Consider the following 26,447-nt stretch of genomic DNA (forward strand, 5'->3'; position numbering starts at 1 on the left):
CGCGCCGAAAACCCTAGACTTCAAAGCACAGGCGACCACCATGATTCCCGTTACCATCCTGACCGGCTTTCTGGGCAGCGGCAAAACCACCCTGCTCAAGCGCATCCTGAATGAGAAGCACGGCATGAAAATCGCCGTGATCGAAAACGAGTTCGGCGAAGAAAACATCGACAACGAGATTCTTGTCCAGGACACGAACGAGCAGATTATCCAGATGAGCAACGGCTGCATCTGCTGCACGATTCGCGGCGATCTCGCGCGCGCGCTCGAAGATCTCGTCGAACGCAAGAAAGCGGGCACGCTGAACTTCGACCGCGTCGTCATCGAGACGACCGGTCTCGCGAATCCGGGCCCGGTTGCGCAGACGTTCTTCATGGACAACAGCATCGCCGACGAATTCCTGCTCGACGCGATCATCACGCTGGTCGACGCGAAGCACGCGAATCAGCAACTGGACGAACACGAAGTCGTGCAGCGTCAGGTGGGTTTTGCGGATCGTCTCTTTGTGACGAAATCGGACTTGGTGGACGCCGCCGCGCTCGACGCGCTCAAGCATCGCCTCGTGCATATGAATCCGCGCGCGGCCATTCGCGTGGTGAATTTCGGCGAAGCGGACATCAAGGAAATCTTCGATCTGCGCGGCTTCAATCTGAATTCGAAGCTCGAAATCGATCCGGATTTCCTGGCCGAAGACGATCACGCGCATGAAGAGCACGCGCATGCCCACGACGATCACGACCATGCGACCTGCGGCCACGACCACAGCCACGATCACGATCACGAGCACGGCCACGCGCACCACCACCACGCGCACCACGACGACAAGATCAAGTCGTTCGTGTTCCGCGCCGACCGCCCGTTCGATCCGAACCGGCTCGAAGACTTCCTCGGCGGCATTCTGCAGATTTACGGCGAACGCCTGCTGCGCTACAAGGGCGTGCTCTATATGAAGGGCGTCGATCGCAAGGTTGTGTTTCAGGGCGTGCATCAGATGATGGGCAGCGATCTCGCGGCCAAATGGCAGCCGATCGAGAAAAAGAACAGCAAGATGGTGTTTATCGGTATCGAACTGCCGCAAGACCTGATTACCGACGGCTTGAACGCCTGCCTCGCCTGACCTTCGCGCCTGACGCCACGAGCGTTCGAAACATGCTTCACTCAATCGCCGCGCGGCTTATCGCGCGGCGATTGTTTTTGGGAACGACGCGATGCGACAAACTGTGATCGCTCGCACGAACAATCATCGCTTTTTCGCCGGTCACGCGTTATATTTTTGAGATTCGACTGATTGTCGGCAGGGTTTTCCTCGGTTGCCTTGCCGAATTGCGATTCAGTTACAATACAGCCCCGCTGGGTAGGCGTAATAACCGCTCGATGCGCAAAAGATTCGCAAAATGCCTGTCACGCGGTGCAATAAAACTGGATGGACCCGCCGGCCGTGCCGTTAATGAGATGAATGATACGAATTAATCGGCGTGTGTCGGGACATAAGGCGCTTTACGTCAGCGCGCCGGGAAATGAGCGCGGACGCTGACAAAAGCACCCGAAAATCGGTTTCCAGAGGAGTTCGGCCCCGCATCGACGCCGTCGGCGTCAGAACAGTTCGCCGCCCGGGATAAGCATTTGAACCGAGCCGCTGTTTGCGGGCAACGCAGAAGTGCGGGTAATGCGAAAGACATCGCCTCACATTGAAGAAGCAAGCAGATGACGACGAAACGACTCTTGACCGAAGCCGAAATCCTGAAGATGGGCGAGAAGGATTACATGAACGAGGATCAGCTCGCTTTCTTCAGAGGCCGGCTTGAGCAGTTGCAAGCCGACATTCTGAAGAATGCCGGGCAGACGACTGAAAATCTGCGCGAAACGGTGATCGTGCCGGATCCGGCGGACCGCGCGACCATCGAGGAAGAACATGCCCTCGAACTGCGCACGCGCGATCGCGAACGCAAGCTGCTCAAGAAAGTGCAGCAATCGCTCGCGCGCATCGACTCCGGCGATTACGGCTGGTGCGAGGAAACGGGCGAGCCGATCGGCATTCCGCGTCTGATCGCGCGTCCGACCGCCACGCTGTCGCTCGAAGCGCAGGAACGCCGCGAATTGCGCCAGAAGCTGTTCGGCGATTAAACCCGCCGCGCACGGCACGCGCTGCGGCCGCGTCCGCAGCGGGAAACGCGCCGCCGCGAAAGTCGCACGATGAAAGGCACACGGTTGATCCGTGTGCCTTTTTGTTTTGGTGCACGCAAAACGCCCGACGGGCAACGCGCCGCGCGCCCTTGATAAATTTCCTGCCGCCCTAAAGTACGTCTGACGTGCCCAGCGACCGTGGCGATAAGCCATCCGGCGTCGGCCGCTCTCACCGAATTCTCGACAGCGCGGCGGTTCAAAAGCCGCCCCGTGTCCTCCCGTCTTAAAAGGAACGCACATGGAACAGTTTCACGGCACCACCATCGTCTCCGTGCGCCGAGACGGCCGCGTGGCCCTCGGCGGCGACGGTCAGGTGACACTCGGCAACATCGTGATGAAAGGCGGCGCGAAAAAAGTGCGCCGCATCTATGGCGGCAAGGTTCTCGTCGGCTTCGCGGGCGGCACGGCCGACGCGTTTTCTCTCCTCGACCGTTTCGAAGCCAAGCTGGAAAAGCATCAGGGCAATCTGACGCGCGCCGCTGTCGAACTCGCGAAAGACTGGCGCACCGACCGCATGCTGCGTCGACTGGAAGCCATGCTGATCACCGCCGACGAACACACCACGCTCGTCATCACCGGTAACGGCGACGTGCTCGATCCGGAAAACGGCATCTGCGCGATCGGTTCCGGCGGCGCGTATGCACAGGCTGCCGCGCAGGCGCTTGCGGAAAACACCGAACTCTCGCCGCGCGAAATCGTCGAAAAAGCGCTGACGATTGCGGGCGACATGTGTATTTACACGAACCACAACCGCGTCATCGAAACGATTGGTTGATGAACGAACGAGCGAAAGGATTCCAAGCGATGACCACCATGACTCCCGCCGAGATCGTCTCGGAACTCGATAAACACATCATCGGCCAGGGCCGGGCGAAGAAAGCGGTCGCGGTCGCGCTGCGCAACCGCTGGCGTCGCCAGCAGGTCGCGGAACCGCTGCGTCAGGAAATCACGCCGAAAAATATCCTGATGATCGGACCGACCGGCGTCGGCAAGACCGAAATCGCGCGGCGTCTGGCGAAACTCGCGGACGCCCCGTTCATCAAGATCGAGGCGACCAAGTTCACCGAAGTGGGTTATGTCGGGCGCGACGTGGACAGCATCGTGCGCGATCTGATCGAAATTTCGATCAAGCAAACGCGCGAAACGGAGATGAAAAAGGTTCGCACGACCGCCGAGGATCGCGCGGAAGACCGGATTCTGGACATTTTGCTGCCGTCCGGGCGCGCAGTCGGTTTCGACACGAGCACGGCGCCGGCCGACGACAGCACGAACACGACGCGGCAGACGTTCCGCAAGCGTCTGCGCGAAGGCCTGCTCGACGACAAGGAAGTCGAACTCGACGTGGAAATGCCGCAGACCGGCATGGACATCATGGGGCCGCCGGGCATGGAGGACATGACCGAGCAAATCCGCGCGATGTTCGCGAATATCGGCGGCGGGAAGAAAACGCGCCGCAAGGTGAAGGTGAAGGAAGCGCTTAAACTGCTCACCGACGAAGAAGCCGGCAAGATGCTGAATGAGGAAGAGGTCAAGACGCGCGCCGTGCAGAACGTCGAGCAGAACGGCATCGTGTTCCTGGACGAGATCGACAAGATCGCGTCGCGCAGTGAAACCGGCGGGGCCGAAGTCTCGCGCGCGGGCGTGCAGCGCGATTTGTTGCCGTTGGTGGAAGGCACCACGATCAATACCAAATACGGGATGATCAAGACCGATCACATCCTGTTCATCGCGAGCGGTGCGTTTCATCTCGCTAAACCGAGTGACCTGATTCCCGAACTGCAAGGGCGCTTTCCGATCCGCGTAGAACTCGATTCGCTGTCGGTCGGCGATTTCGAAGCCATTCTGAACACGACCGACGCGAGCCTCGTGAAGCAGTACAAGGCGCTCCTCGCGACCGAGGACGTCGAACTGGATTTCGCCGACGACGGCATCCGCCGGCTCGCGGAAATCGCGTTCTCGGTGAACGAGAAGACCGAGAACATCGGCGCGCGCCGGTTGTACACGGTGATCGAAAAGCTGCTGGAGGAAGTGTCGTTCGCGGCGGGCAATCACGCGGGCGAGCCGGTGAAAATCGACGCGGCGTATGTCGATCGCGCGTTGAACGAAGTGGCCGACGACGAGGATCTCTCGCGCTACGTGCTGTAAAAAGCGGCGCGCAAAGAAAAAAGGGCGGCTCATTCGAGCCGCCCTTTTTGGCTTACTGACGCACCGGCTTCTTCGCCAGCTTCCGCTGCAAAGTCCGCCGATGCATGTTCAGCGCGCGCGCCGTCGCGGAAATGTTGCCGCTGTTCTCGGCCAGCACGCGCTGAATGTGCTCCCACTCCAGCCGTGCGACGGACAGCAGCGCCGGATGCTCGATCGCGTCCTCGGCGGTCTGCTCGCTGGCTTCTTCCTGCAGCGCCGAGAGGATCGTCTCCACGTTCGCGGGCTTCGCGAGATAGTTGTCCGCGCCATCCTTCACCGCCTGCACGGCGGTCGCGATACTCGCGTAGCCGGTCAGTACCAGAATGCGCGCATCCGGCTGCAAATCGCGCAACGGCGCGACGAGCGTCAAACCCGAGTCGTGGCCGAGATGCAGATCGACCGTGATCTGGTCGAACTTGAGCACGTTCGCGAGCTTGATCGCTTCCTCGGCGTTGTGCGCCTGATGCGGCGAATAGCCGCGGCGCGAAAGTCCGCGAGCGAGAATGCCGGCGAACACTTCGTCGTCGTCGATGATCAGAAAGTTCGTGTCGCTCATGCTTTTTTCTCCGTGATAGCGGACGCGGGCTGGCCGCGCTCCGTCTTGGCTGATCGTGTATTCGCGCTCGCGTTCGGCAAGCGCAGCACGGCGCGCGTGCCGCGTGGCGAAGCGGAAGCCAGGTCGATCGACCCGCCGAGCCGCGACGCCGCCGAGAACGCCAGATAAAGGCCGACGCCGTGGCCACCTTGCGTGCTGTCCACCGGCATCGCGCCGAGGGAGCCGCGCAACGCGGGCGGAATGCCGGGGCCTTTGTCGCGAATATCGAACTGGATGAACGCGTCGGCCGCGTGCTGCGGCACCGACGTTTCGAGCGTCACCGAATCGGGACTCGCGCGTGCAGCATTATCCAGCAGGATCGTAAGGATCTGACCAACCGCCACTGTATCGCCGATCCACACGCCGTCCAGCGCCGCGCCGATTTGCTCGAAACGCACGTGCGGATGCCGCAGCCGCCATTGCTCGATGAACGAGTCGAGCCATTCGGCGAGTGGCTGGCGCGTCGCCGGGCCGGTCGCGCGGCTGCGCAGGCGCGCCAGCGCCGACTTGCAGAGGGTCATCTGCTGTTCGAGCAATTCGAAATCGGCGGCATAGGGCGCGAGATTCGCGTCCTGGCGCGCCGAATCGCGCAGTTCCTCGCTCAGCATGGCGATCGTGGATAGCGGCGTGCCCATTTCATGCGCAACGGTCGCAGCCTGCACGCCGAGCGCGACCGCGCGTTCGTCGCGCAGAAGGCGCTGGTGCGCGTCGCCGAGCGCCGCGTCGCGCACCCGCAGCGCCCGCGACATACGCGCGACGAACCAGCCGATCAACCCCACGCTCACCATGAAGTTGATCCACAGGCCCATGCGGAAATATTCGAACAGATTGGCAGGATTTTCGATATTCAGCGGCACGTAGTTGTAGCTCAAGAGCGCGTAGCAGGCGACGGCGAACAGCGCGAGCCACACCGTCAGCATCCACGGCAGCACGGCGGCGGCGATCGCGAGCGACGGCAAATACAGCGTCACGAATGGATTGGTCGCGCCGCCGGACAAGAACAGCAACGCCGAAAGCGCGCCGAGATCCACCCACAACTGGCCGAACAATTCGAGATTCGTCTCCGGCTGCGCGCGCGCGACCCGCAGCCACGTGAGCGCGTTGAACAGCACTTCGAGCACGATAACCGTGAGCATCGCGGCGAGCGGCAACTGCGCGCCGTAATAAATCTGCACAACGGCGATGGTCACCAACTGACCGATGATGGCGAGGCTGCGCAGCCAGAAAAGATGGCCGAGATTGACGCGCCCGGTATTCGTTATGCGATGCATCTGGATTAGATCCCGCCTAGGTTTCAGATTCGGAATAGTCTAGTAGTTACGTGCGCGGGGATCGCGCACCATCGAAAGTTACATTCCTTTTAACTTTCGATCGCCGAGGCAGTTCTTCCGGCACTCGACTTCCCTTCGATCCCCATGTCCCGAAAGCCTAAAACCAGCCGCGCCGAACCGCTCGTTGAATCCGCATCGGAATCTGCTGTCGAGTCCGCGATGGAGTCCGCACCGAGCGCCGCTCCTGACGACACCATTATCGCGCGCGCGCTGCCGGCCTATTTGAGCAACGCGCGGCAGGCGGCCGGCGCCGGATTGCTTGGCGAACAGGCGGTCTGGCTGCAAGCCGCTTTGATGCTCGACCCCGCGCTGACAGACGCGCGTCTCGACCTCATCGACCTTCTGATCAACCGCGGCGCGCTGGACCCGGCGATCGCAATGTCTACCGAACTGGTCGATCGCGAGCCGCAAAACGCGCTGGCGCTCTGGCATCTCGGTTACGCGCTGCAACTCGCCGCGCGTCACGCCGAGGCCATTCCGTTCTATCGTCGCGCGCACGCCATCGACCCGTCCGTGCCGACGCTGCGCAACAACCTCGCCGTCGCGCTCGAACTGTCCGGTCAGCCGGACGAAGCCATGCCCTTGCTGGAAGAAGCCGTCGCCGCCGATCCTAACGACATCGAGGCGTGGACGAATCTGGCGCGCGTGTATCCGCGCCGCATGGAACTCGAACATGCGCTCGCCGCCGGCAAGCGCGCCGTTCAGATCGACCCGTCGAACAGTCTCGCGCAATCGAACTACAGCCTCGCGCTGAAGGAAGCGCAGCGCTGGGAAGAGGCGACCGCCGCGTCCGTCGCCGCCATGCAACTCGCGCCGGAATCCGCGCGATTCTCGTTTAATCTGTCGCTCCTCGATTTGCTCCAGCGCAATTATTCACGCGGCTGGGAAGGTTTCGAGGCTCGCTGGGATGGTTCGACGGAGCTCGCTGATAGCCATCCGCAATTCAACGTGCCGCGCTGGAACGGCGAATCGCTCGAAGGCAAGACGGTGCTGCTGTGGGGCGAACAGGGCTTCGGCGATGCATTGCAGTTCTGCCGTTTCGCGCCGATGCTCGCTAATCAGGTCGAGGCAGCGGGCGGCAAGCTCGTTTGGGCCGTGTTCAACGCGCTGCATCCGCTGCTCGCGCGCACGGCTCCGAAAAACGTCGCATGCTATGCCCACGACGCCGCGCTTCCTCTCTTCGACTTTCATTTTCCGCTTCAGAGCCTGCCGCGCTTCTTCGCCATCGACGAATCATCGATCCCCGCGCAACGCGGCTATCTCGCAGCCGACCCCGAACGCGCCAACGCCTGGCGCTCGCCTGCCGACAAGCACTTGCGCGTCGGGGTCGTCTGGACCGGCAGCGCGACGCATCAGCGCAATGCGTTCCGCGCGATCGGGATCGACAGGCTGGCGAAGGCGCTTGGATCACTCGATAACGTCGCGCTCTTTTCACTGCAAAAAGGCGCCGAGGAAGACGTCGCGGCCGCGCGGGCGCAAGGCGTGGATATCGCCGATCACACCGCCGAGTTCGCAACGTTCGACGACACTGCTGCCTTTATCGAATCGCTCGATCTCGTGGTGACGGTCTGCACGAGCATCGCGCATCTGGCCGCCGCACTCGGCAAACCGACGTGGGTGCTGCTCGACGTGAATCCGCACTGGATGTGGCAACTGGAGCGCGCCGACAGCCCGTGGTATCCGAGCGCGACGCTGTATCGGCAGAAGCATTTTGGTCAGTGGGATCCGGTCATGGCGCAAGTTTCGGCCGATTTGCGCGCCCTTGCCGCCAAGCACGCGAGTAGCGGCGAACCGAAGGCCGGTCAGCCCAAAGCCAGTGCGCCTAAACGGCGCGTGTCGAAGAAAGCCGTCACCTAATCCTCATCTTCCGTAAGGCGCTCGGGCGCGAAGCAGGCTATGCCGGCTTCGCGCCCGTTTCATTGGCGAGCCGCGCGAGGCATCGCGGACACAAGCAACCGCCGTTCGGATCGATCCGCGCCGCCGGCACCATCGGCGTTGCCATGCACCAGCACGTCGCCGCGCCCGCGAGCGTTCCGCATTCGAACGCCGCGCCGCAATGCGCGCATCGTTGCGCGCAGGCATCGCGTTCGCGATCCATCTCAGTGTTCATCACGCCGCCGTCATAAAAATTACCGACGATCATCGCAGGTCGGCCGAATCGACCGGCAAAACAGTCCGACGCCCAAGGAAAACGCCGCTGCCGCGCCGCGTCACTCCTGTACAATTCCGCGTGTTTAAACAGCTCTTCGCCTCATTTGCCGCCATGTCCGTGCTTCCCGACCTTACGCAGATCGCGCCAACCCTGAAAGCCGAAATTCTGGCCGAGGCGCTGCCCTATATTCGCCAGTATCACGGCAAAACGATCGTGATCAAGTACGGCGGCAACGCCATGACCGAAGAGCGCCTGAAACAAGGTTTCGCGCGCGACGTCATTTTGCTGAAGCTGGTCGGCATCAATCCGGTGATCGTCCACGGCGGCGGTCCACAGATCGATCAGGCGCTCAAGAAGATCGGCAAGCAAGGCACGTTCATTCAAGGCATGCGCGTCACCGACGAAGAGACGATGGAAGTCGTCGAATGGGTGCTGGGCGGCGAAGTGCAGCAAGACATCGTCACGCTCATCAATCATTTCGGCGGCCAGGCGGTCGGCTTGACGGGCAAGGACGGCGGCCTGATCCACGCGCGCAAGCTGCAAATGCCGGATCGCGATAACCCGGGCGAGTTCATCGATATCGGCCAGGTCGGCGAGGTCGAGGCCATCAATCCGGCGGTCGTGAAAGCGCTGCAGGACGACGCGTTCATCCCGGTCATTTCGCCGATCGGTTTCGGCGAGGACGGTCTCTCGTACAACATCAACGCCGATCTCGTGGCGGGCAAACTGGCGGTCGTGCTGAACGCCGAAAAGCTCGTGATGATGACCAACATCCCCGGCGTGATGGACAAGGAAGGCAACCTGCTGACCGATCTGTCGGCGCGCGAGATCGACGCCTTGTTCGCGGACGGCACGATTTCGGGCGGCATGTTGCCGAAAATCTCGTCGGCGCTCGATGCGGCGAAGAGCGGCGTGCGCTCGGTGCACATTATCGACGGGCGGATCGAACATTCGGTGCTGCTCGAAATCCTGACCGAACAGCCGTTCGGCACGATGATCCGCTCGCATTGAGCGCGGCGCGCCACGCGTCATCTTCAAGTCCGGCGCGGCACTCGCTGCGCCGGCACGACACCATGAATTCCTCTCGCGCCAGACGCCGCCGGCCGGTCAAGCAACACGGACCGGTCTGGCTGTTCGATCTCGACAACACGCTGCATCACGCTTCGCACGCCATTTTCCCGGCAATCAACCAAGGCATGACGCAGTACATCATCGATACACTCGGCGTCGATCTCGACGAAGCGAACCGGCTGCGCGTCGGCTACACGCAGCGCTACGGCGCGACGCTGCTCGGACTCGTGCGGCATCATCAAATCGACGCCGCCGATTTTCTGCGCGCGGTCCATACGTTCAGCGACCTGCCGTCGATGGTGCGCGCCGAACGCGGTCTCGCGCGGATGCTGCGCGCGCTGCCCGGACGCAAGATCGTGCTGACCAACGCGCCGACGATTTACGCGAACGCCGTGATCGCCGAACTGGGTATCGCGCGGCTGTTCGAGCGCGTGATCGCGATCGAGGATATGCGCGACCGCCGCGCGTGGCGCGCGAAACCCGACGCTGTCATGCTGCGCCGCGCGATGCGCCGCGCACATGTCGCACTGAAGGACGCGGTTCTGGTCGAGGATTCGCACGGGCATTTGAAGCGCTACAAACGGCTCGGCATTCGAACGGTGTGGATCGTCGGGCATCTGCCGCATGTGCGCAACGCGTCCGGCGCGGTGTCGGCGAGACGTCCCGGCGCAGGCCGCCCGCACTACGTGGACCAGCGCGTCCGCTCGCTGAACCAGCTTCGGCTGCAGGCCGCGCCCTAAGGTTTTGCGCCTCGTCCGAGGCGTTGCTTTTGCGAATTTTCCGATATACTTCGCAGCTAACTTGCTTGAACGCGCCGATTTGTGGACTCGATTGCGGGCGCGCGAACCCTTCGCGGGGTTCACTATAAATGCGGCTAAAGAGGTCGTCTGCCCCGCGCTTCGCCCCTTTTCGCGCCTCGCCGACACCCGTTTAGCCGCCTTCAGTTACAAGGCGGAATGAATGGAATCAATCGGTATCGTCACGCCCCAGAACCTGCATTTCACCGAGCCGCTCCGTATGCAAAACGGCAGCCTGCTCGGGAATTACGATCTCGTCGTCGAAACGTATGGCGAACTGAACGCCGCGCGCTCGAACGCCGTGCTCGTCTGCCATGCGCTCAACGCGTCGCATCACGTGGCGGGCGTCTACGCCGACGACCCCAGAAACGTCGGCTGGTGGGACAACATGGTCGGCCCCGGCAAGCCGCTGGACACCAACCGTTTTTTCGTGATCGGCGTGAACAATCTCGGCTCGTGTTTCGGCTCGACCGGGCCGATGAGCCTCGATCCCTCGACGGGCAAGCCTTACGGCGCGAGTTTTCCGGTGGTCACGGTCGAAGACTGGGTGCACGCGCAGGCGCGCGTCGCCGATAAATTCGGTATCGAGCGCTTCGCGGCGGTCATGGGCGGCAGCCTCGGCGGCATGCAGGCGCTCGCGTGGAGCCTGATGTATCCGGAACGCGTCGGCCATTGCATCGTAATCGCGTCCACGCCGAAGCTCTCGGCGCAGAACATCGCGTTCAACGAAACCGCGCGCTCGGCCATTCTCTCCGACCCCGACTTCCACGGCGGCGATTACTACGCGCACGGCGTGAAACCGCGCCGCGGCTTGCGCATCGCGCGGATGATCGGCCACATCACGTATCTGTCGGACGACGACATGGCGGTCAAGTTCGGCCGCGCGCTGCGCCGCGCGGAAGGCGCGCTCGACGCTTACAACTTCAATTTCGACGTCGAATTCGAAGTGGAATCGTATTTGCGCTATCAGGCCGACAAATTCGCGGAATATTTCGACGCGAACACCTATCTGCTGATCACGCGCGCGCTCGACTATTTCGATCCCGCGAAAGCCTTCGACGGCGATCTCACCAAAGCGCTCGCACAGACCACGGCGAAATATCTGATCGCCAGTTTCTCGACCGACTGGCGTTTCGCGCCCGCGCGTTCGCGCGAACTGGTGAAGGCGCTGCTCGATCACAAACGCCCGGTGAGTTATGCGGAAATCGACGCGCCGCACGGCCACGACGCTTTCCTGCTCGACGACGCGCGCTATCACAACCTGATGCGCGCCTATTACGAACGTATTGCCGCCGAGGTGGGCGCATGAACCAGAAAACGCTTGATTACCTCGCGCTGCGCTCGGATTTCCGCGCGATCGCCCGCTGGGTGGAACCGCGCGCGACCGTGCTGGATCTCGGTTGCGGCGACGGCTCGCTGCTCTCGCTGCTCGGCGAGGAACTCGACGTGAGCGGCTACGGCATCGAAATCAACGACGCCGGTGTGCTCGCGTGCGCGCAAAAAGGCGTGAACGTGATCCAGCAGAATCTGGAAGACGGCCTGCGCCTTTTCGAGGACGACAGCTTCGACTTCGCGATCCTTTCGCAGACGCTGCAAACCATTCACCAGACCGCCGCGATCCTGCGCGAAACCGTGCGCGTGGGGCGCGAATGTATCGTCTCGTTCCCGAATTTCGGCTACTGGGCGCATCGGCTTTCCGTGCTTCAAGGGCGCATGCCGGTCTCGAAATCGCTGCCTTATCAGTGGCACAACACGCCGAACGTGCGCGTGCTGACCATCACGGATTTCGAGGCGCTCGCGCCCGAAGTGGGGATCGAAATTCTGGATCGCGTGGTGCTGCATGGCGGGCAGGTCGTCCGTTGGGGCGCGAACTGGCGTGGTAGTCTTGCGGTCTATCGCGTGAAGCGCAGCTGAGCGATCACCGCCCGGCCTCTTCGCGCATCGACAACCGCATTGCCTCCATCGATATGCCCAACACGCCACCCGAGGCGCCCGCTCTAACCGCTCACGAAGATCACCCCGGCTGGCGCGCGTTTCTCAACGCGCGAATGCTGATCTGCGTCTTTCTCGGCTTCACATCGGGATTGCCGCTCTTCACGCTCGTCTATCTGGTGCAGGCGTGGCTGCGCACCGAAGGCGTCAATCTGAAGGAAATCGGCCTGTTCGCGCTGATCCAGTTTCCCTATACGTGGAAATTTGTGTGGGCGCCGCTCATGGACCGTTACGTGCCGCGCCTGCCCGGCTGGCGTCCGGGCCGACGTCGAGGCTGGATGATCGTCACGCAAATACTGGTGGCGGTCGCGATCGGCGCGCTTGGCTTCACGTCGCCGGGCAAGGAAATCTGGACGGTCGCCGCGCTCACCGCGCTCGTGGCGTTCTTCGGCGCGAGCCAGGACATTGCCATCGACGCGTATCGGCGCGAACTGCTCGCCGACACCGAACAAGGTCTCGGCAACGCGGTTCACGTGAACGCGTACAAGATCGCGGCGCTGATTCCCGGCTCGCTCGCGCTGATCCTGGCCGATCATCTGCCGTGGTCCACGGTGTTTATCGTGACGGCGGCGTTCATGGTGCCCGGCATGATCATGACGCTCGTGGTGAAGGAGCCCGAGGTTCACGGCACGCCGCCGAAGAACCTGCGCGACGCGATCGTTCAGCCGTTCCGCGAGTTCATCGCGCGCGACGGCTGGCGCACGGCGTTGCTGATTCTCGGCTTCATCTTTCTCTACAAACTCGGCGATACGATGGCGACCACGCTCTCGACGTCGTTCTTCCTCGATATCGGCTTCAACAAGACGCAGATCGGCGTGATCGCGAAGACCGTGGCGTTCTGGGCGAGTCTCGCGGGCGGGATTATCGGCGGCGTGTGGCTGGTGAAGATCGGCATTTCGCGCGGCTTGTGGATGTTTGGCTTGTTGCAGATCGTCTCGACGCTTGGCTTTGCGTGGCTCGCGAAGATCGGGCCGTCGCCGCTCGCGCTCGCCTCCCTCTACGGCTTCGAAACCTTCGCGACCGGGCTGACGATGGCCGCGTTCACCGCGTATATCGCGAGCACGACCGACCCGCGTTACACCGCCACGCAGTTCGCGCTTTTCACGAGCCTCGCGTCGGTACCGCGCACGCTGGCGTCGGCGTCGAGCGGATTTATCGTCGCGCAAACGGGATGGTTCGAATACTTCATGATCTGCACGGTGCTGTCGATTCCAGGCATGTTACTTTTGCCGAAGATAGCGCCCTGGAGAGTTCGCACATGAAGGTGCCTCTTTCGATCCGCACGGCCGCTTGCGCGCTCGCGCTTTCGGCCCTGTGCGGCGTGTCGTTCGCGCAACCCGCGGAGACTTCGGCTGCCACATCAGCGGCCACGGCTGAAGCGCAGCGCGTCCCGCCGCCGTACACCGCGCCGAGCGGCCAGATCCGTTACGGCAACGCGGCGATATTCCGCAACCTGATTCCATCGGCGACACTCGAACAACAGGCCGCGGACGAATACGCGCAGATCCTGCGCGAAGCCGACCACGCGAAGCAATTGCTCGGCGACGACAACCCGCTCGTGAAACGCGCGCGCGATATCGCGAATAAAGAAATTCCGTTCGCGCTGAAGTGGAACGACCGCGCGAAGAACTGGAAGTGGGCGATCAACGTCGTGCGCTCGAACGAAATCCGCATGTATTGCCTGCCGGGCGGCAAGATCGTGATTTATAGCGGGCTGATCGATAAGTTGCGGCTGAACGATAACGAACTCGGCATGATGATCGGCCATGAGATCGCCCACGCGCTACGTGAGCACGCGCGCGACCGACTCGGCCGTCAGCAGGCGGCGCAACTGAGCGCGGGAACGATGCCGCAGCTATTCGGACTCGCTGATATCGGCTCGACGCCGCTCGGCGTCGGCGAACAACTGCTCGCGATGAAATATTCGCCCGCCGACGAAACTGAAGCCGACGTGATCGGCAGCGAGATCGCATCGCGCGCGGGCTACGATCCGCGCGCCGCCGTGACGCTGTGGAACAAGATCGACGGCGCGACGCGCCGCGCGGACAACGGCTTTATCTGGATGCATCCGTACGGAACGGACCGGCAGCAGGATCTGATGAAGCGGCTGCCCGACATGATGCCGCTGTACGCGAAGGCCATCGGCAAAACGGTCGATCAATTGCCGAATTACGCGGGCATGGGCCGGTTCCAGAAGAACCGGCGCGAGCGTTAAGCGCGGCTTAATTAGCGCGTTAAGCCTTCCAGTCGTAATCGACGATAAGGGGCGCGTGGTCGCTGAATTTAATCTCGCGATAAACCGAGGTCGCTTTAGCCGTCGCCGCTATTTCACCGGTTGCGATCTGATAATCGATCCGCCACCCGACATTCTTCGCATACGCCTGTCCGCGATTACTCCACCACGTATATTGCTCGGGACGGGTATCGATCGTGCGGAACACGTCCACATAGCCCTTCTCGTCGAATAGTTGCGTGAGCCACGCGCGCTCTTTGGGCAGACAACCTGAATTCTTCTGGTTGCTCTTCCAGTTCTTGATATCGATTTCCTTGTGGACGATATTCACGTCGCCGCACACGATCACTTCACGTTCCGCCGCAAGCGCTTCGAGATGCGGCATGAATTCGGCCATGAAACGGTATTTGGCCTGCTGACGTTCTTCACCGCTCGAACCGGAAGGCACATAAACCGAAATGACCGAAAGCTTGCCGAATCGCGCTTCGACATAACGCCCTTCCGGATCGAACTCCTCGCTGCCGAAACCGATAATCACTTCGTCCGGTTCGTGCCGCGTGTAAAGTCCCGCGCCGCTGTAGCCTTTCTTTACCGCGTGCTGGAAATAGCCCTGGAAGCCGTGCGGCGCGAGAAACTCGGGTGTCAAGTCATCCTGCGAGCATTTGATTTCCTGCACGCAAACGACATCCGCATCCTGCTCGCCGAACCAGTCGAAAAAACCCTTTTTAGCGGCGGAACGGATGCCGTTCAAATTGGCGGTAATCACACGAAACATAAATCTGTCCTTTAATAATGCGTTATTCGACTTTCAGCCCTTTCAGCGACTCCTTCGCGGGCGGGTATTCCAGCTTCATGCCGTTAAGCAGGCGCAATACGAGTTCCGCGACCACCACGTTGCGATGCGATTTCGAATCGGCGGGAATCACATACCACGGCGCATAGTCCGTCGAGGTCGCGCCAAGCGCCACTTCATACGCCTTCTGATAATCGTCCCATTGCTTCCGCGCTTCGAGATCGGATGGATCAAATTTCCAGTGCTTGTTCGGATCGTCGATACGCGACTGCAAGCGCGTGCGCTGCTCGTCCTTCGAAATATGCAGAAAACATTTGATAATCGCCGTGCCGCTGTCGGCCATTAACGCTTCGAATTCGCGGATATGCCGATAACGCCGCTCGCATTCGTCGTCGTCAATTTGTTTCAGCACGCGCGGCACCAGCACGTCTTCGTACTGGCTTCGGTTGAAAATGGTGAATTCGCCTGCCATCGGCGCCTGCGAATGAATTCGCCACAGGAAATCGTGCGCGAGTTCCTGCGTGGTCGGCGCCTTGAACGGCACGATCCGCAGCCCAAGCGGATCGACCTGGCTAAACACGGCGCGGATCGTGCCGTCCTTGCCGCTCGTGTCCATGCCCTGAAGCACGAGCAACACGCGCTGGAAACGCTGTGCGTGGAGCCGCTCCTGAAGGTCGTCGAGCTGGACGCCGATTGCAGCGAGACGTTCCTTGTCCTCGTCCTTCGATCCCGCCGACAACGGCTTGTCGCTCGGGTCGATCGAACTCAGGTCGAACGATTTCAGCTTCTTGCCGCCATCGAAAAACGGTACGCGCAGACTGTCCAGCTCAAGCTTCTTCGCCATGCCCCGCTCCCAAATAAAAACGGGCTGCTGCCCAGCAAGACGGCAACAGCCCGTTGATCCCTTCGGCCGATTCAGCCTACTCAGCCGTCAGGATAGTTTCTTCTTCAAAAGTTCGTTGACCTGCTGCGGATTCGCGCGGCCCTTGGTCGCTTTCATCGCCTGGCCGATCAGCGCGTTGAACGCCTTTTCCTTGCCCGCGCGATATTCCTCGACCGACTTCGCGTTGGCCGCCAGCACTTCGTCGATGATCGCTTCCAGCGCGCCCGTGTCCGAAATCTGCTTCAGCCCTTTCGACTCGATGATCCGGTCCACCGCTGCGTCATCCGTGGCCTTTTCTTCCCAGATCGCAAGGAAAATGTCCTTGCCGATCTTGTTGGAAATGGTGCCGTCGGCAATGCGCTGGATCAGCAGCGCGAGTTGCGCGGCGGACACCGGCGATTCGCCGATTTCCAGCGACTCGCGGTTCAGTTGCGACGAGACATCGCCCATTAGCCAGTTCGCCGCGAGCTTCGCCTGCGCTGCGCCGGCGGACGCGACCACGGTTTCGTAGAACGCCGCCATCGCCTTCGACGACGTCACGCCCGCCGCGTCATAGCGCGTCAACCCGTATTGCTCGACGAAACGGTTCTGCATCGCCTCGGGCAGTTCCGGCATTTCGCTCTGCACGCGCTCCACCCAATCCGCGCCGATCACGAGCGGCATCAGGTCGGGATCGGGGAAATAGCGGTAATCGTGCGCGTCTTCCTTGCTGCGCATCGAGCGCGTTTCGCGCTTGTCCGGATCGTAGAGACGCGTTTCCTGCACGACCGTCCCGCCGTCCTCGATCAACTCGATCTGGCGGCGCACTTCGTACTGAATGGCTTCTTCGAGAAAGCGGAACGAGTTCAGGTTTTTGATCTCGGCGCGCGTGCCGAATTCCTGCTGGCCGACCGGGCGCACGGACACATTAGCGTCGCAGCGGAACGAGCCTTCCTGCATGTTGCCGTCGCAGATGCCAAGCCAGATCACGAGGCCGTGCAACGCCTTCGCGTAGGCCACGGCTTCGGCCGCGCTGCGCATTTCCGGCTCGGTGACGATTTCGAGCAGCGGCGTGCCGGCGCGGTTCAAGTCGATGCCCGTCATGCCCGCGAAGTCTTCGTGCAGCGACTTGCCCGCGTCTTCTTCCAGATGCGCGCGCGTCAGGTTGACGGTCTTTTCGTAGGCTTCCTTGCCCGTCTTTTCGTTGGCCGGCACCTGAATGGTCAGCGTGCCGCCCTGCACGACCGGAATCTCGAACTGGCTGATCTGATAACCCTTCGGCAGATCGGGATAAAAGTAGTTCTTGCGCGCGAAAATGCTGCGCGGCGCGATGGTCGCGCCGATCGCGAGGCCGAACACGATCGCGCGTTCGACCGCGCCGCGGTTCATCACGGGCAACGAGCCGGGCAACGCCAGATCGACGGGGCACGCTTGTGTGTTCGGAGCGGCGCCGAACTGCGTCGCCGCGCCTGAAAAAATCTTGGAGACGGTCGACAACTGCGTGTGCGTCTCCAGTCCGATAACGACTTCCCACTGCATGCTCATACTCCCGCCGGTGCCGTCCGATGCCAGTCGGTCGCGCGCTGGAACGCGTCGGCGACCTGGAGCATCCGGGCTTCGTTGAAATAGTTGCCGACGATCTGCAAGCCGACCGGCCGCTTCGCGTTCGCGCCCGCGCCGAAACCGCACGGCACGCTCATGCCGGGCAGGCCCGCGAGGCTCGTGGAGAGCGTGTAGATATCGGCGAGATACATCTGGACGGGATCGTCGGCTTTCTCGCCGAGATTCCACGCGACCGTCGGCGCGACCGGTCCCATGATGACGTCGCACTGCTTGAACGCTTCCTGAAAATCGTTCGCGATGATGCGGCGGATTTTCTGCGCCTGCAGGTAATACGCGTCGTAGTAACCGTGCGACAGCACGTACGCGCCCACCAGAATCCGGCGCTTCACTTCCGGACCGAAGCCTTCCGCGCGCGACTTCTTGTACATATCGAGCAGATCGGTGTAATTCGCCGCGCGATGGCCGTAACGCACGCCGTCGAAGCGCGAAAGATTCGACGATGCTTCCGCCGGCGCGATGATGTAGTACACCGGAATCGACAGTTCGGTCTTCGGCAGCGACACGTCGACGAGCGTCGCGCCGAGCGCCTCGTACTGCCTCAGCGCGGTTTCGATGGCGGCGCGCACGTCGTCGGCGAGACCCGGGCCGAAATACTCTTTCGGCATGCCGATGCGCAAGCCCGCGAGCGGCTTGGCCGCATCGCCCGCCGTCCACGGCTGGCCGAGATAGCGCGTGTAGTCTTCGTCGGCGCGTTGCAGGCTGGTCGAATCGCGTTCGTCGAACGAGGCCATTGCATTGAGCAACGTTGCGCAATCGGCGGCGGTCTGCGCCATCGGACCGCCCTGATCCAGCGACGAAGCAAACGCGATCATGCCGTAGCGCGACACGCGGCCATAAGTAGGCTTGATGCCGGTGATGCCGGTAAACGACGCCGGCTGGCGAATCGATCCGCCGGTGTCCGTGCCGGTCGCGGCGGGCGCGAGGCGCGCGGCAACGGCCGCCGCCGATCCGCCCGACGATCCGCCCGGCACCGCCGACAAATCCCACGGATTCTTCACGGCGCCGAAGTACGAGTTCTCGTTGGACGAACCCATCGCGAACTCGTCCATGTTGGTCTTGCCGAGCGTCACCATGCCGGCGCGATTCAGCCGCTCGACGACTGTCGCATCGAACGGGCTCGCGTAGTTTTCGAGCATCTTCGAGCCCGCCGTCGAACGCCAGCCGCGCGTGACGAACACGTCCTTGTGAGCGATCGGCAGGCCGGTCAGCGGGCCGCCCGAGCCTTGCGCGATTGAAGCGTCGGCGGCTTTTGCCTGCGCGAGCGTCAGGTCGCGATCGACGCTCAGGAACGCGTTCAGATCCTTCGCGGCCTCGATGCGCGTCAGATACGACTGCGCGAGTTCGACGGCGGAGATTTCCTTAGCGTCGAGCGCCGCGCGCAATTCGGTCAAACTTTTTTGATGCATTGCGGTTTCCTGATGAGCACGGCGACATATCGCCGCGCACCGTGCGCGAGGCACGGCGTTATGCGCCCGTTCCGGCGACTTTTTCAATCACTTCACGCGATCACTTCATTCGATCACTTCACGCAATCACTTCATTCGATCACTTCATTCGATCACTTTAGGCACGAGATACAGCCCGTCCTGCACCGCAGGCGCAGGTTGCTGGAACTCTTCGCGCGTTACATGCTCTGTTACTACGTCGTCGCGCAGGCGCAGCGCGACTTCCTCGATCTGTTCGATCGGATGCGCGAGCGGCGCGATGCCGGTGGTGTCCACCGCCTGCATCTGCTCGACGAGACCGAAGAAATCGTTCAGGCGGGCGAGCGTGGGCTCGGCTTCGTCGTCGGCTAGTTCGAGCCGCGCAAGATGCGCAATGCGTTTTACATCCGTCAAGGTCAAAGACATTCGGTCACCGGAAAGACTGAGTCCGCCGCAATCAAGAAAACATTAAATGCGACAAGAAGTTACATCAAGGGAAGGAGCCACAAACAGCGAGTCTGACGATGGCAAAAACTACCGTCCTTTTCCTTCGAATACCCCAAAATTATAAGGTATCATTACGCGTTCCACCCAAATCCGGATCGACTTACCAGCAGCTTTCTCTGCGTTTCACCCTTCGCGAGCGTGTGTCGCGCGTAGCTAATGCTTGGTGCGTTCGTATCCTCCGGTAGATTTCCTCGCAGTTCTGCATTTTGCGGCGACCGCTCTCGCTCTCTGCAGTCTGTTAATTTTTCCGCTGCCGTCCTAGGCGCTTGAAGCGAGGCACGGCTCCCAGCGAGACAGGATTTTGAATGTTCGGTTTTTTGCGCAGCTACTTTTCCAACGATCTGGCGATTGATCTCGGCACCGCCAACACGCTGATCTACATGCGCGGCAAAGGCATCGTACTCGACGAGCCCTCCGTTGTTTCCATCCGCCAAGAAGGCGGCCCGAACGGCAAGAAGACCATTCAGGCTGTCGGCAAGGAAGCAAAGCAGATGCTCGGCAAGGTGCCGGGCAACATCGAAGCCATCCGCCCGATGAAAGACGGCGTTATCGCCGATTTCACCGTCACCGAGCAGATGATCAAGCAGTTCATCAAGACTGCACACGAATCGCGGATGTTCTCGCCTTCGCCGCGCATCATCATCTGCGTGCCGTGCGGTTCGACCCAGGTCGAACGACGCGCCATCAAGGAAGCGGCACACGGCGCGGGCGCCTCACAGGTCTACCTGATCGAAGAACCCATGGCTGCGGCCATCGGCGCGGGCTTGCCGGTTTCGGAAGCGACCGGCTCGATGGTCGTCGATATCGGCGGCGGCACGACCGAAGTCGGCGTGATCTCGCTCGGCGGGATCGTGTACAAGGGTTCGGTCCGCGTCGGCGGCGACAAGTTCGACGAAGCCATCGTCAACTATATCCGCCGCAACTACGGCATGCTGATCGGCGAACAAACCGCCGAAGCCATCAAGAAGGAAATCGGTTCGGCTTTCCCGGGCTCCGAAGTCAAGGAGATGGAAGTCAAGGGCCGCAATCTTTCGGAAGGCATTCCGCGCAGCTTCACCATTTCGAGCAACGAAATTCTCGAAGCGCTGACCGATCCGCTGAACCAGATCGTGTCGTCGGTGAAGATCGCGCTGGAACAGACGCCGCCGGAGCTGGGCGCCGACATCGCCGAGCGCGGCATGATGCTGACCGGCGGCGGCGCGCTGCTGCGTGATCTCGACCGCTTGCTCGCGGAAGAAACCGGTCTGCCGGTGCTCGTCGCGGAAGACCCGCTGACGTGCGTCGTCCGTGGTTCGGGCATGGCGCTCGAACGCATGGATAAACTCGGCAGCATCTTCTCCTACGAGTGAGGATCCCGTGGCGCACTTTCGCGTGACTGCGAAACCCGCGCCGCCCGATGCCGACTCATGCAACGCACCGCGCAATGCATCGCGCGCCAAGCACGGCCCGGCTCAGTCCGGGCCGTATTTGACAGCGTAGAGCAGGACCGTTCGAATCGCGGTTCTGCAGCACATCAAACCGCTCACGCCCTCGGCGCCGACCATGGAATACAGTCCGCCGCCACTTTTCAAGCAAGGTCCGTCAGCGCTCGCGCGGCTGATCTTCTTCGTGGTGCTCGCACTCGCCCTGCTCATCTCCGACGCTCGCTTCAACACGCTGGAGATCGTTCGCGGCCTGCTCGGCGCGGGCTTGTACCCGCTGCAGCGCGCGGCGCTGGTGCCGCGCGACATGTTCATGGGCGCGGCCGATCTCGCCGTGACCAGCGCGAACCTGCGCAGCGCGAACCAGAAGCTCATCGATAAAAACCTCCAGCTCTCGGTCAAGGCCGGCGACGCGGCGCAACTGAGCGCGGAAAACGCGCATCTGCGGGCGCTCCTGGAGTTGCAGTCGCGCGCGACCACACAAACCACGCCCGCCGAGATTCAATACGACACGCGCGATCCGTTCACGCAGAAAGTGGTGATCGGCAAGGGCGCGCAGCAGGGCATTCAGGACGGCGCGCCGGTCGTGAACGAAGACGGTGTGATCGGGCAGGTTACGCGCGTCTTTCCGCTGCAATCCGAAGTCACGCTGCTGTCCGACAAAGACCAGGCCGTGCCCGTGCAGATCGCGCGGACGGGTTTGCGTAGCGTGATCTACGGGACGCCGAAGGGCGATACGCTCGATCTGCGTTTCGTGCCGATCAGCGCCGACGTGCAATCCGGCGACGAACTCGTGACGAGCGGCCTCGACGGCATTTATCCGCCGGGATTGCCGGTGGCGAAAGTCGTGCGCGTCGACAAACAAGCCGACACCGCGTTCGCGCGTGTCGTCTGCTTGCCCATCGCGCCGGTGCGCGGCGCGCGCCAGTTGCTCGTGCTGCATTACAACGTCAATCTGCCGCCGAATCCGGTCGAGGTCGAAGCCGCCGCCGCCGCGAAGGAAGCGAAAGAAAACAAGGGCAAAAAAGGCAAGGGCGCGAGCAAGGCGGCGGCACCGGCTGCCGGCAGCGCGGCAGCGCCTGCCGTGGCTGCATCGGCTGCGCCTGCCGCGCCCGCTGTGGTGGCGTCGGCCGCGAGACCCGCGTCCGCGGCGAAATCCGCGCCAGGCCGCGCGCAGCCGAAGGCGAGCACCGCCCGGCCCGCTTCGGGAGCCGTGCGATGAGCCGTCCGCAATACATCCTGCAACCGGTCAATCCGTACTTCATCGCGTTCAGTCTGGCCGCCGCTTTCCTGCTCAACCTGATGCCTTGGGGACGCCAGATCGGCGTGCCGGATTTCGTCGCCGTCGTGCTGCTGTTCTGGAACGTTCACCAGCCGCGCCGGGTCGGAATGGGTATCGCGTTTCTGCTCGGTCTTTTGATGGACGTCCACAACGCGAGCCTGCTCGGCGAGCACGCGCTTGCGTATACGCTGTTGTCGTATGGCGCGATCACGATTCACCGGCGCGTGCTGTGGATGTCGCTGCCGGTGCAGACGCTCGTCGTCGCGCCGCTTCTGGTCGGCGCGCAACTCGTGCCGTTCGTGATTCGCCTGATGACCGGCGCGGCGTTTCCGGGCTGGGGTTATCTGATCGACGGGTTTGTCGAAGCGGTGCTGTGGCCGGTGACGAGTTTCCTCCTGCTCATGCCGCAACGGCGCGCCGCCGATCCCGACGACACGCGCCCGATCTGACGATCTGCACTAATGCTTAACGAAGTGGTTTACTGAAGTGGCTTGCCGAGCCTTTCGTTGAATCGCGAAAAATCGCGAATACTGCATGACCGAATTCAAGAACGCCGAACAACAGTTGTCGAAGTTTCGCCTGCGCGTCGCGGCGGCCGGCCTGTTCGTGTTCGTCTGCTTCGGGCTGATCGGCCTGCGGTTCCTGTACTTGCAGGTGTGGCACTTCAGCAAGTACTCCCTGCAAGCCGACGAAAACCGCATTTCGGTCGCGCCCATCGTGCCGAATCGCGGCATCATCACCGACCGCAACGGCGTCGTGCTCGCCAAGAACTACTCGGCGTACACGCTGGAAATCACGCCGTCGAAAATCGACGGCACGCTCGACGATGAAATCGACCGTATCGGCACGGTCATTCCCGTCGACGCGCGCGACCGCCGCCGCTTTAAGAAACTGCTCGAAGATTCGAAGAATTTCGAAAGCCTGCCGATCCGCACGCGCCTGACCGACGACGAAGTCGCGCGTTTCACCGCGCAGCGCTTCCGTTTTCCCGGCGTGGAAGTGCGCGCGCGACTGTTCCGCCAATATCCGCTCGGGCCGACGGCGGCGCACGTGATCGGCTATATCGGGCGGATTTCGCAGCGCGACCAGGAGCGCATCGACGAGGCGAGCGATCAGAACGACGCCGATGGCGAGCACTACGATCCGCGTCTCGACGCAAATAATTACAAGGGCACCGATTACATCGGGAAGATCGGCGTCGAGCAGAGTTACGAGACGGAACTGCACGGACTGACCGGTTTCGAGGAAGTGGAAGTCACGGCGGGCGGCCGTCCGGTACGCACCATGTCGCGCACGCAGGCCACGCCGGGCAATAATCTGCGGCTGTCGCTGGATATCGGCCTGCAGCAGGTGGCCGAGCAGGCGTTCGCCGGCCGGCGCGGCGCGCTGGTCGCGATCGAACCCGCCACCGGCGACGTGCTCGCGTTCGTGTCCGCGCCGAGCTTCGACCCGAATTCGTTCGTCGACGGGATCGACCAGCAGACCTGGGATTCGCTCAACAATTCGCCCGACCATCCGCTGCTCAATCGCCCGCTCCACGGCACTTATCCGCCGGGTTCGACCTACAAGCCGTTCCTGGCGCTCGCCGCGCTCTCGCTGCACAAGCGCACGCCGGGCTGGGGTTTTCAGGATCCGGGCTTCTTCACCTTCGGTGGCCACACGTTCCGCAACGACGTGCGCGCGGGGCAAGGCTGGGTGGACATGAACCGGGCGATCGTCGTGTCGAACGACACCTATTTCTACATGGTGGCACGCGATCTGGGCGTGAACGCGATGGCCGGATTCATGAAACCGTGGGGTTTCGGTCAGATCACGGGCATCGACATTTCGGGCGAGGCGCGCGGCATTCTGCCTTCAACAGAATGGAAGCGGAAGGCGTATCACAAGCCGGAGCAGCAGCGCTGGTACGAGGGCGAAACCATCAGCCTCGGCATCGGCCAGGGCTACAACTCGTTCACGATCCTGCAACTGGCGCACGCCACCGCGACGCTCGCGAACGACGGCGTGGTGATGAAGCCGCACCTGGTGAAGGACATTGAGAATCCACTGACGAAGGCCGAGCGTCCGACCGTGCGCGGCGAAAGCGCGCGGATCGACGTGCGCCAGCAGGATATCGACGTCATCAAGCGTGCGATGGAAGGCGTCATGACCAACGGCACGGCGGTGAAGGTGTTCGCGGGCGCGCCTTATACCTCAGCCGGCAAGACCGGCACGGCGCAGGTTTATTCGTTGCAGGGCGCGAACTATCGCGGCCACGCGACCGCCGAGCATCTGCGCGATCACGCGCTGTTCATCGCGTTCGCGCCGGCGGAACAGCCGAAGATCGCGCTCGCGCTGATCGTGGAAAACGGCGGCTGGGGTGCGGAAGCGGCGGGTCCGATCGCGCGTAAAGTGCTCGATTACTACCTCGTCGATCGCCTGAAACCCGGCGCGGAAGCAGCGGCGATCGCGGCGGCGGCTTCGGCGACTGAAGACGCGGGTATCCCGATTATCGGCGGGCCGCAAACGCCGGCTGAAGCCGCACTGCCCGCTTCGCTCGCGGCGGTATCGCCCGCGTTCTCGGCATCGGCCGCGAGCGCAGCTTCGGCGGCTTCGGCGGCTTCGGCGTCGGCTGCATCGTCGGCTTCTTCTGCTTCCGCGCCGTCGAGAAAGAAGCGCCGCGCGCCGGAGCCGGCGAGCGCGCCCGCGTTGCCTGCCCAACCGACTCAACCTGCCGAGCCGCAGCCACAGCCGCAACCGCAGCCACGCAAAGGCAGCAAGCCGGGCAACAGCAACGCCATCAAGACGCTGACGCCTTCGGGCGGCATCGACGAATAAAGGAGCAGAGGATGCAATTCGACAAGCGCGCCTGGCTCGACCGCAGCAAACGCATGTTCGCGGGCTTCGACCGGCCGCTCGCGCTGATCGTGTTTCTGCTGCTGTGCGTCGGCATCGTGACGCTGTATAGCGCGAGTATCGACGTGCCGGGCCGTGTCGAAGACCAGTTGCGCAACATCATGCTGACGTTCGTGCTGATGTGGATCCTCGCGAACATTCCGCCGCCGATGCTGATGCGCTTCGCCGTCCCGCTCTACACGCTCGGCGTGGCGCTGCTGATTGCGGTCGCGAGTTTCGGGCTGACGCGCAAGGGCGCGAAGCGCTGGCTGAACGTGGGCGTCGTGATCCAGCCATCCGAGATCATGAAAATCGCGATGCCGCTCATGCTCGCGTGGTATTTCCAGCGGCGCGAAGGCGGGATTCGCTGGTGGGATTATCTGGTCGGCTTCCTGATCCTGATCGTGCCGGTGGCGCTGATCGCCAAGCAGCCCGACCTTGGCACGGCGGTGCTCGTGTTCGCCGCGGGATTCTTCGTGATTTATTTCGCCGGACTGAGTTTCAAGCTGCTGGTGCCGGTGCTGGCGGCGGGCGTGGTGATGGTGGCGTGCGTCGCGGTGTTCCAGGACCGGATCTGCCAGCCGGAAGTGAACTGGCCGCTGATGCACGACTACCAGAAGCATCGCATCTGCACCTTGCTCGATCCCACTTCCGATCCGCTCGGCAAGGGCTTCCACACCATTCAGGCGGTGATCGCGATCGGCTCGGGCGGCACGCTCGGCAAAGGCTGGCTGAAAGGCACGCAGGCGCATCTCGAATTTATCCCCGAGAAGCATACCGACTTCATTTTCGCGGTCTACGCGGAGGAATTCGGACTCGCGGGCGGGCTGGTGCTGCTCTTTCTCTACATGGTGCTGATCGCGCGCGGGCTTTATATCGCGGCGAACGGCGCGACCTTGTTCGGGCGTTTGCTGGCGGGATCGCTGACGCTCGCGTATTTCACCTACGCATTCGTCAATATCGGGATGGTGAGCGGCATTTTGCCGGTGGTCGGCGTGCCGCTGCCGTTCATGAGCTATGGCGGCACGGCGCTCACGACGCTCGGCGTCGCGGCGGGCCTCATCATGAGTGTTGCGCGCCAGAAGCGGCTGATGCAGGGCTAGCGCTGCACGCCCAAGCCTT

Annotated in this window: 24 protein-coding genes; 16 read left to right on the top strand and 8 right to left on the bottom strand. The window is 62.3% G+C overall.

Annotation, left to right across the window (positions count from 1 at the left end):
• The first annotated feature begins 40 nt into the window (after positions 1-40).
• From AC3D25_RS15070 to hslU, 4 genes are all read left to right on the top strand, one after another.
• Entirely contained in the window at positions 41-1,117 is a 1,077-nt protein-coding gene (locus AC3D25_RS15070; protein WP_488889166.1) for a CobW family GTP-binding protein, read from the top strand.
• Positions 1,118-1,704: 587 nt separating this feature from the next.
• On the top strand, positions 1,705-2,124 hold the full coding sequence (gene dksA, locus AC3D25_RS15075) for an RNA polymerase-binding protein DksA (RefSeq protein ID WP_488889167.1): 420 nt from the start codon (positions 1,705-1,707) through the stop codon (positions 2,122-2,124).
• Between the two features lie 298 nt (positions 2,125-2,422).
• Complete coding sequence (hslV, locus tag AC3D25_RS15080; RefSeq protein ID WP_488889168.1) at positions 2,423-2,959, top strand: ATP-dependent protease subunit HslV; 537 nt, start codon at positions 2,423-2,425, stop codon at positions 2,957-2,959.
• Between the two features lie 29 nt (positions 2,960-2,988).
• On the top strand, positions 2,989-4,329 hold the full coding sequence (hslU, locus tag AC3D25_RS15085; protein ID WP_488889169.1) for an ATP-dependent protease ATPase subunit HslU: 1,341 nt from the start codon (positions 2,989-2,991) through the stop codon (positions 4,327-4,329).
• A gap of 52 nt (positions 4,330-4,381) precedes the next feature.
• Here the strand turns inward: hslU and AC3D25_RS15090 are convergent, their stop codons facing one another.
• Both AC3D25_RS15090 and AC3D25_RS15095 read right to left on the bottom strand, forming a co-directional pair.
• The gene (locus AC3D25_RS15090; protein WP_488889170.1) at positions 4,382-4,924 is read right to left on the bottom strand and encodes a response regulator transcription factor; all 543 of its coding nucleotides are present in this window, start codon (positions 4,922-4,924) and stop codon (positions 4,382-4,384) included.
• Positions 4,921-6,234 carry an ATP-binding protein gene (locus tag AC3D25_RS15095; protein WP_488889171.1) on the bottom strand — a complete coding sequence of 438 codons (1,314 nt, stop codon included), beginning with the start codon at positions 6,232-6,234 and terminating at the stop codon, positions 4,921-4,923. The genes AC3D25_RS15090 and AC3D25_RS15095 overlap by 4 nt, the downstream gene beginning before the upstream one ends.
• Before the next feature lie 219 nt (positions 6,235-6,453).
• On the opposite strand from AC3D25_RS15095, the gene AC3D25_RS15100 reads away from it, so the two are divergent.
• Positions 6,454-8,151, top strand: a complete 1,698-nt coding sequence (locus AC3D25_RS15100) for a tetratricopeptide repeat protein (RefSeq protein WP_488889172.1) — start codon at positions 6,454-6,456, stop codon at positions 8,149-8,151.
• A 37-nt stretch (positions 8,152-8,188) separates the two neighbouring features.
• Here AC3D25_RS15100 and AC3D25_RS15105 read toward each other — a convergent pair whose 3' ends face one another.
• Entirely contained in the window at positions 8,189-8,404 is a 216-nt protein-coding gene (locus AC3D25_RS15105) for a cysteine-rich CWC family protein (RefSeq protein WP_488889173.1), read from the bottom strand.
• Positions 8,405-8,557: 153 nt separating this feature from the next.
• Here AC3D25_RS15105 and argB point away from each other — a divergent pair, with 153 nt between their 5' ends.
• From argB to AC3D25_RS15135, 6 genes are all read left to right on the top strand, one after another.
• Entirely contained in the window at positions 8,558-9,457 is a 900-nt protein-coding gene (argB, locus tag AC3D25_RS15110) for an acetylglutamate kinase (protein ID WP_488889174.1), read from the top strand.
• Positions 9,458-9,519: 62 nt separating this feature from the next.
• Positions 9,520-10,257 (top strand): pyrimidine 5'-nucleotidase, encoded by a 738-nt coding sequence (locus AC3D25_RS15115; protein WP_488889175.1) that lies wholly within the window; start codon positions 9,520-9,522, stop codon positions 10,255-10,257.
• Positions 10,258-10,477: 220 nt separating this feature from the next.
• Positions 10,478-11,623 (top strand): homoserine O-succinyltransferase MetX, encoded by a 1,146-nt coding sequence (metX, locus tag AC3D25_RS15120; protein ID WP_488889176.1) that lies wholly within the window; start codon positions 10,478-10,480, stop codon positions 11,621-11,623.
• On the top strand, positions 11,620-12,228 hold the full coding sequence (metW, locus tag AC3D25_RS15125) for a methionine biosynthesis protein MetW (RefSeq protein ID WP_488889177.1): 609 nt from the start codon (positions 11,620-11,622) through the stop codon (positions 12,226-12,228). Before metX ends, metW begins: the two co-directional genes overlap by 4 nt.
• Positions 12,229-12,281: 53 nt before the next feature.
• Positions 12,282-13,568: an AmpG family muropeptide MFS transporter gene (locus tag AC3D25_RS15130; protein ID WP_488889178.1), complete on the top strand. Its 1,287-nt coding sequence runs from the start codon at positions 12,282-12,284 to the stop codon at positions 13,566-13,568.
• Positions 13,565-14,521, top strand: a complete 957-nt coding sequence (locus AC3D25_RS15135; protein WP_488889179.1) for a M48 family metallopeptidase — start codon at positions 13,565-13,567, stop codon at positions 14,519-14,521. Before AC3D25_RS15130 ends, AC3D25_RS15135 begins: the two co-directional genes overlap by 4 nt.
• 19 nt (positions 14,522-14,540) lie before the next feature.
• On the opposite strand, the gene AC3D25_RS15140 is transcribed toward AC3D25_RS15135, so the two are convergent.
• The 5 genes from AC3D25_RS15140 to gatC form a co-directional block, all read right to left on the bottom strand.
• The gene (locus tag AC3D25_RS15140; RefSeq protein WP_488889180.1) at positions 14,541-15,314 is read right to left on the bottom strand and encodes an exodeoxyribonuclease III; all 774 of its coding nucleotides are present in this window, start codon (positions 15,312-15,314) and stop codon (positions 14,541-14,543) included.
• Between the two features lie 22 nt (positions 15,315-15,336).
• Positions 15,337-16,176 (bottom strand): PPK2 family polyphosphate kinase, encoded by an 840-nt coding sequence (locus AC3D25_RS15145; protein WP_488889181.1) that lies wholly within the window; start codon positions 16,174-16,176, stop codon positions 15,337-15,339.
• Between the two features lie 87 nt (positions 16,177-16,263).
• The gene (gene gatB / locus AC3D25_RS15150) at positions 16,264-17,739 is read right to left on the bottom strand and encodes an Asp-tRNA(Asn)/Glu-tRNA(Gln) amidotransferase subunit GatB (RefSeq protein WP_488889182.1); all 1,476 of its coding nucleotides are present in this window, start codon (positions 17,737-17,739) and stop codon (positions 16,264-16,266) included.
• Positions 17,736-19,223 (bottom strand): Asp-tRNA(Asn)/Glu-tRNA(Gln) amidotransferase subunit GatA, encoded by a 1,488-nt coding sequence (gene gatA, locus AC3D25_RS15155; RefSeq protein WP_488889183.1) that lies wholly within the window; start codon positions 19,221-19,223, stop codon positions 17,736-17,738. The genes gatB and gatA overlap by 4 nt, the downstream gene beginning before the upstream one ends.
• A 144-nt stretch (positions 19,224-19,367) precedes the next feature.
• On the bottom strand, positions 19,368-19,667 hold the full coding sequence (gene gatC / locus AC3D25_RS15160) for an Asp-tRNA(Asn)/Glu-tRNA(Gln) amidotransferase subunit GatC (protein WP_488889184.1): 300 nt from the start codon (positions 19,665-19,667) through the stop codon (positions 19,368-19,370).
• A gap of 386 nt (positions 19,668-20,053) precedes the next feature.
• Between gatC and AC3D25_RS15165 the strand changes: the two genes are divergently transcribed.
• The 5 genes from AC3D25_RS15165 to rodA all read left to right on the top strand — a co-directional run bounded on the left by AC3D25_RS15165 (position 20,054) and on the right by rodA (position 26,428).
• The gene (locus tag AC3D25_RS15165; RefSeq protein ID WP_004189550.1) at positions 20,054-21,097 is read left to right on the top strand and encodes a rod shape-determining protein; all 1,044 of its coding nucleotides are present in this window, start codon (positions 20,054-20,056) and stop codon (positions 21,095-21,097) included.
• Between the two features lie 193 nt (positions 21,098-21,290).
• A complete protein-coding gene (mreC, locus tag AC3D25_RS15170) occupies positions 21,291-22,391 on the top strand; it encodes a rod shape-determining protein MreC (protein ID WP_488889185.1) in 1,101 nt (366 codons plus the stop codon).
• Entirely contained in the window at positions 22,388-22,900 is a 513-nt protein-coding gene (mreD, locus tag AC3D25_RS15175) for a rod shape-determining protein MreD (protein ID WP_488889186.1), read from the top strand. The genes mreC and mreD overlap by 4 nt, the downstream gene beginning before the upstream one ends.
• An 85-nt stretch (positions 22,901-22,985) precedes the next feature.
• Positions 22,986-25,268, top strand: a complete 2,283-nt coding sequence (mrdA, locus tag AC3D25_RS15180) for a penicillin-binding protein 2 (protein ID WP_488889187.1) — start codon at positions 22,986-22,988, stop codon at positions 25,266-25,268.
• A gap of 11 nt (positions 25,269-25,279) precedes the next feature.
• Positions 25,280-26,428: a rod shape-determining protein RodA gene (gene rodA, locus AC3D25_RS15185; protein WP_488889188.1), complete on the top strand. Its 1,149-nt coding sequence runs from the start codon at positions 25,280-25,282 to the stop codon at positions 26,426-26,428.
• Positions 26,429-26,447: the final 19 nt, after the last annotated feature.

It is taken from the genome of Caballeronia sp. SL1002, assembly GCF_057814995.1.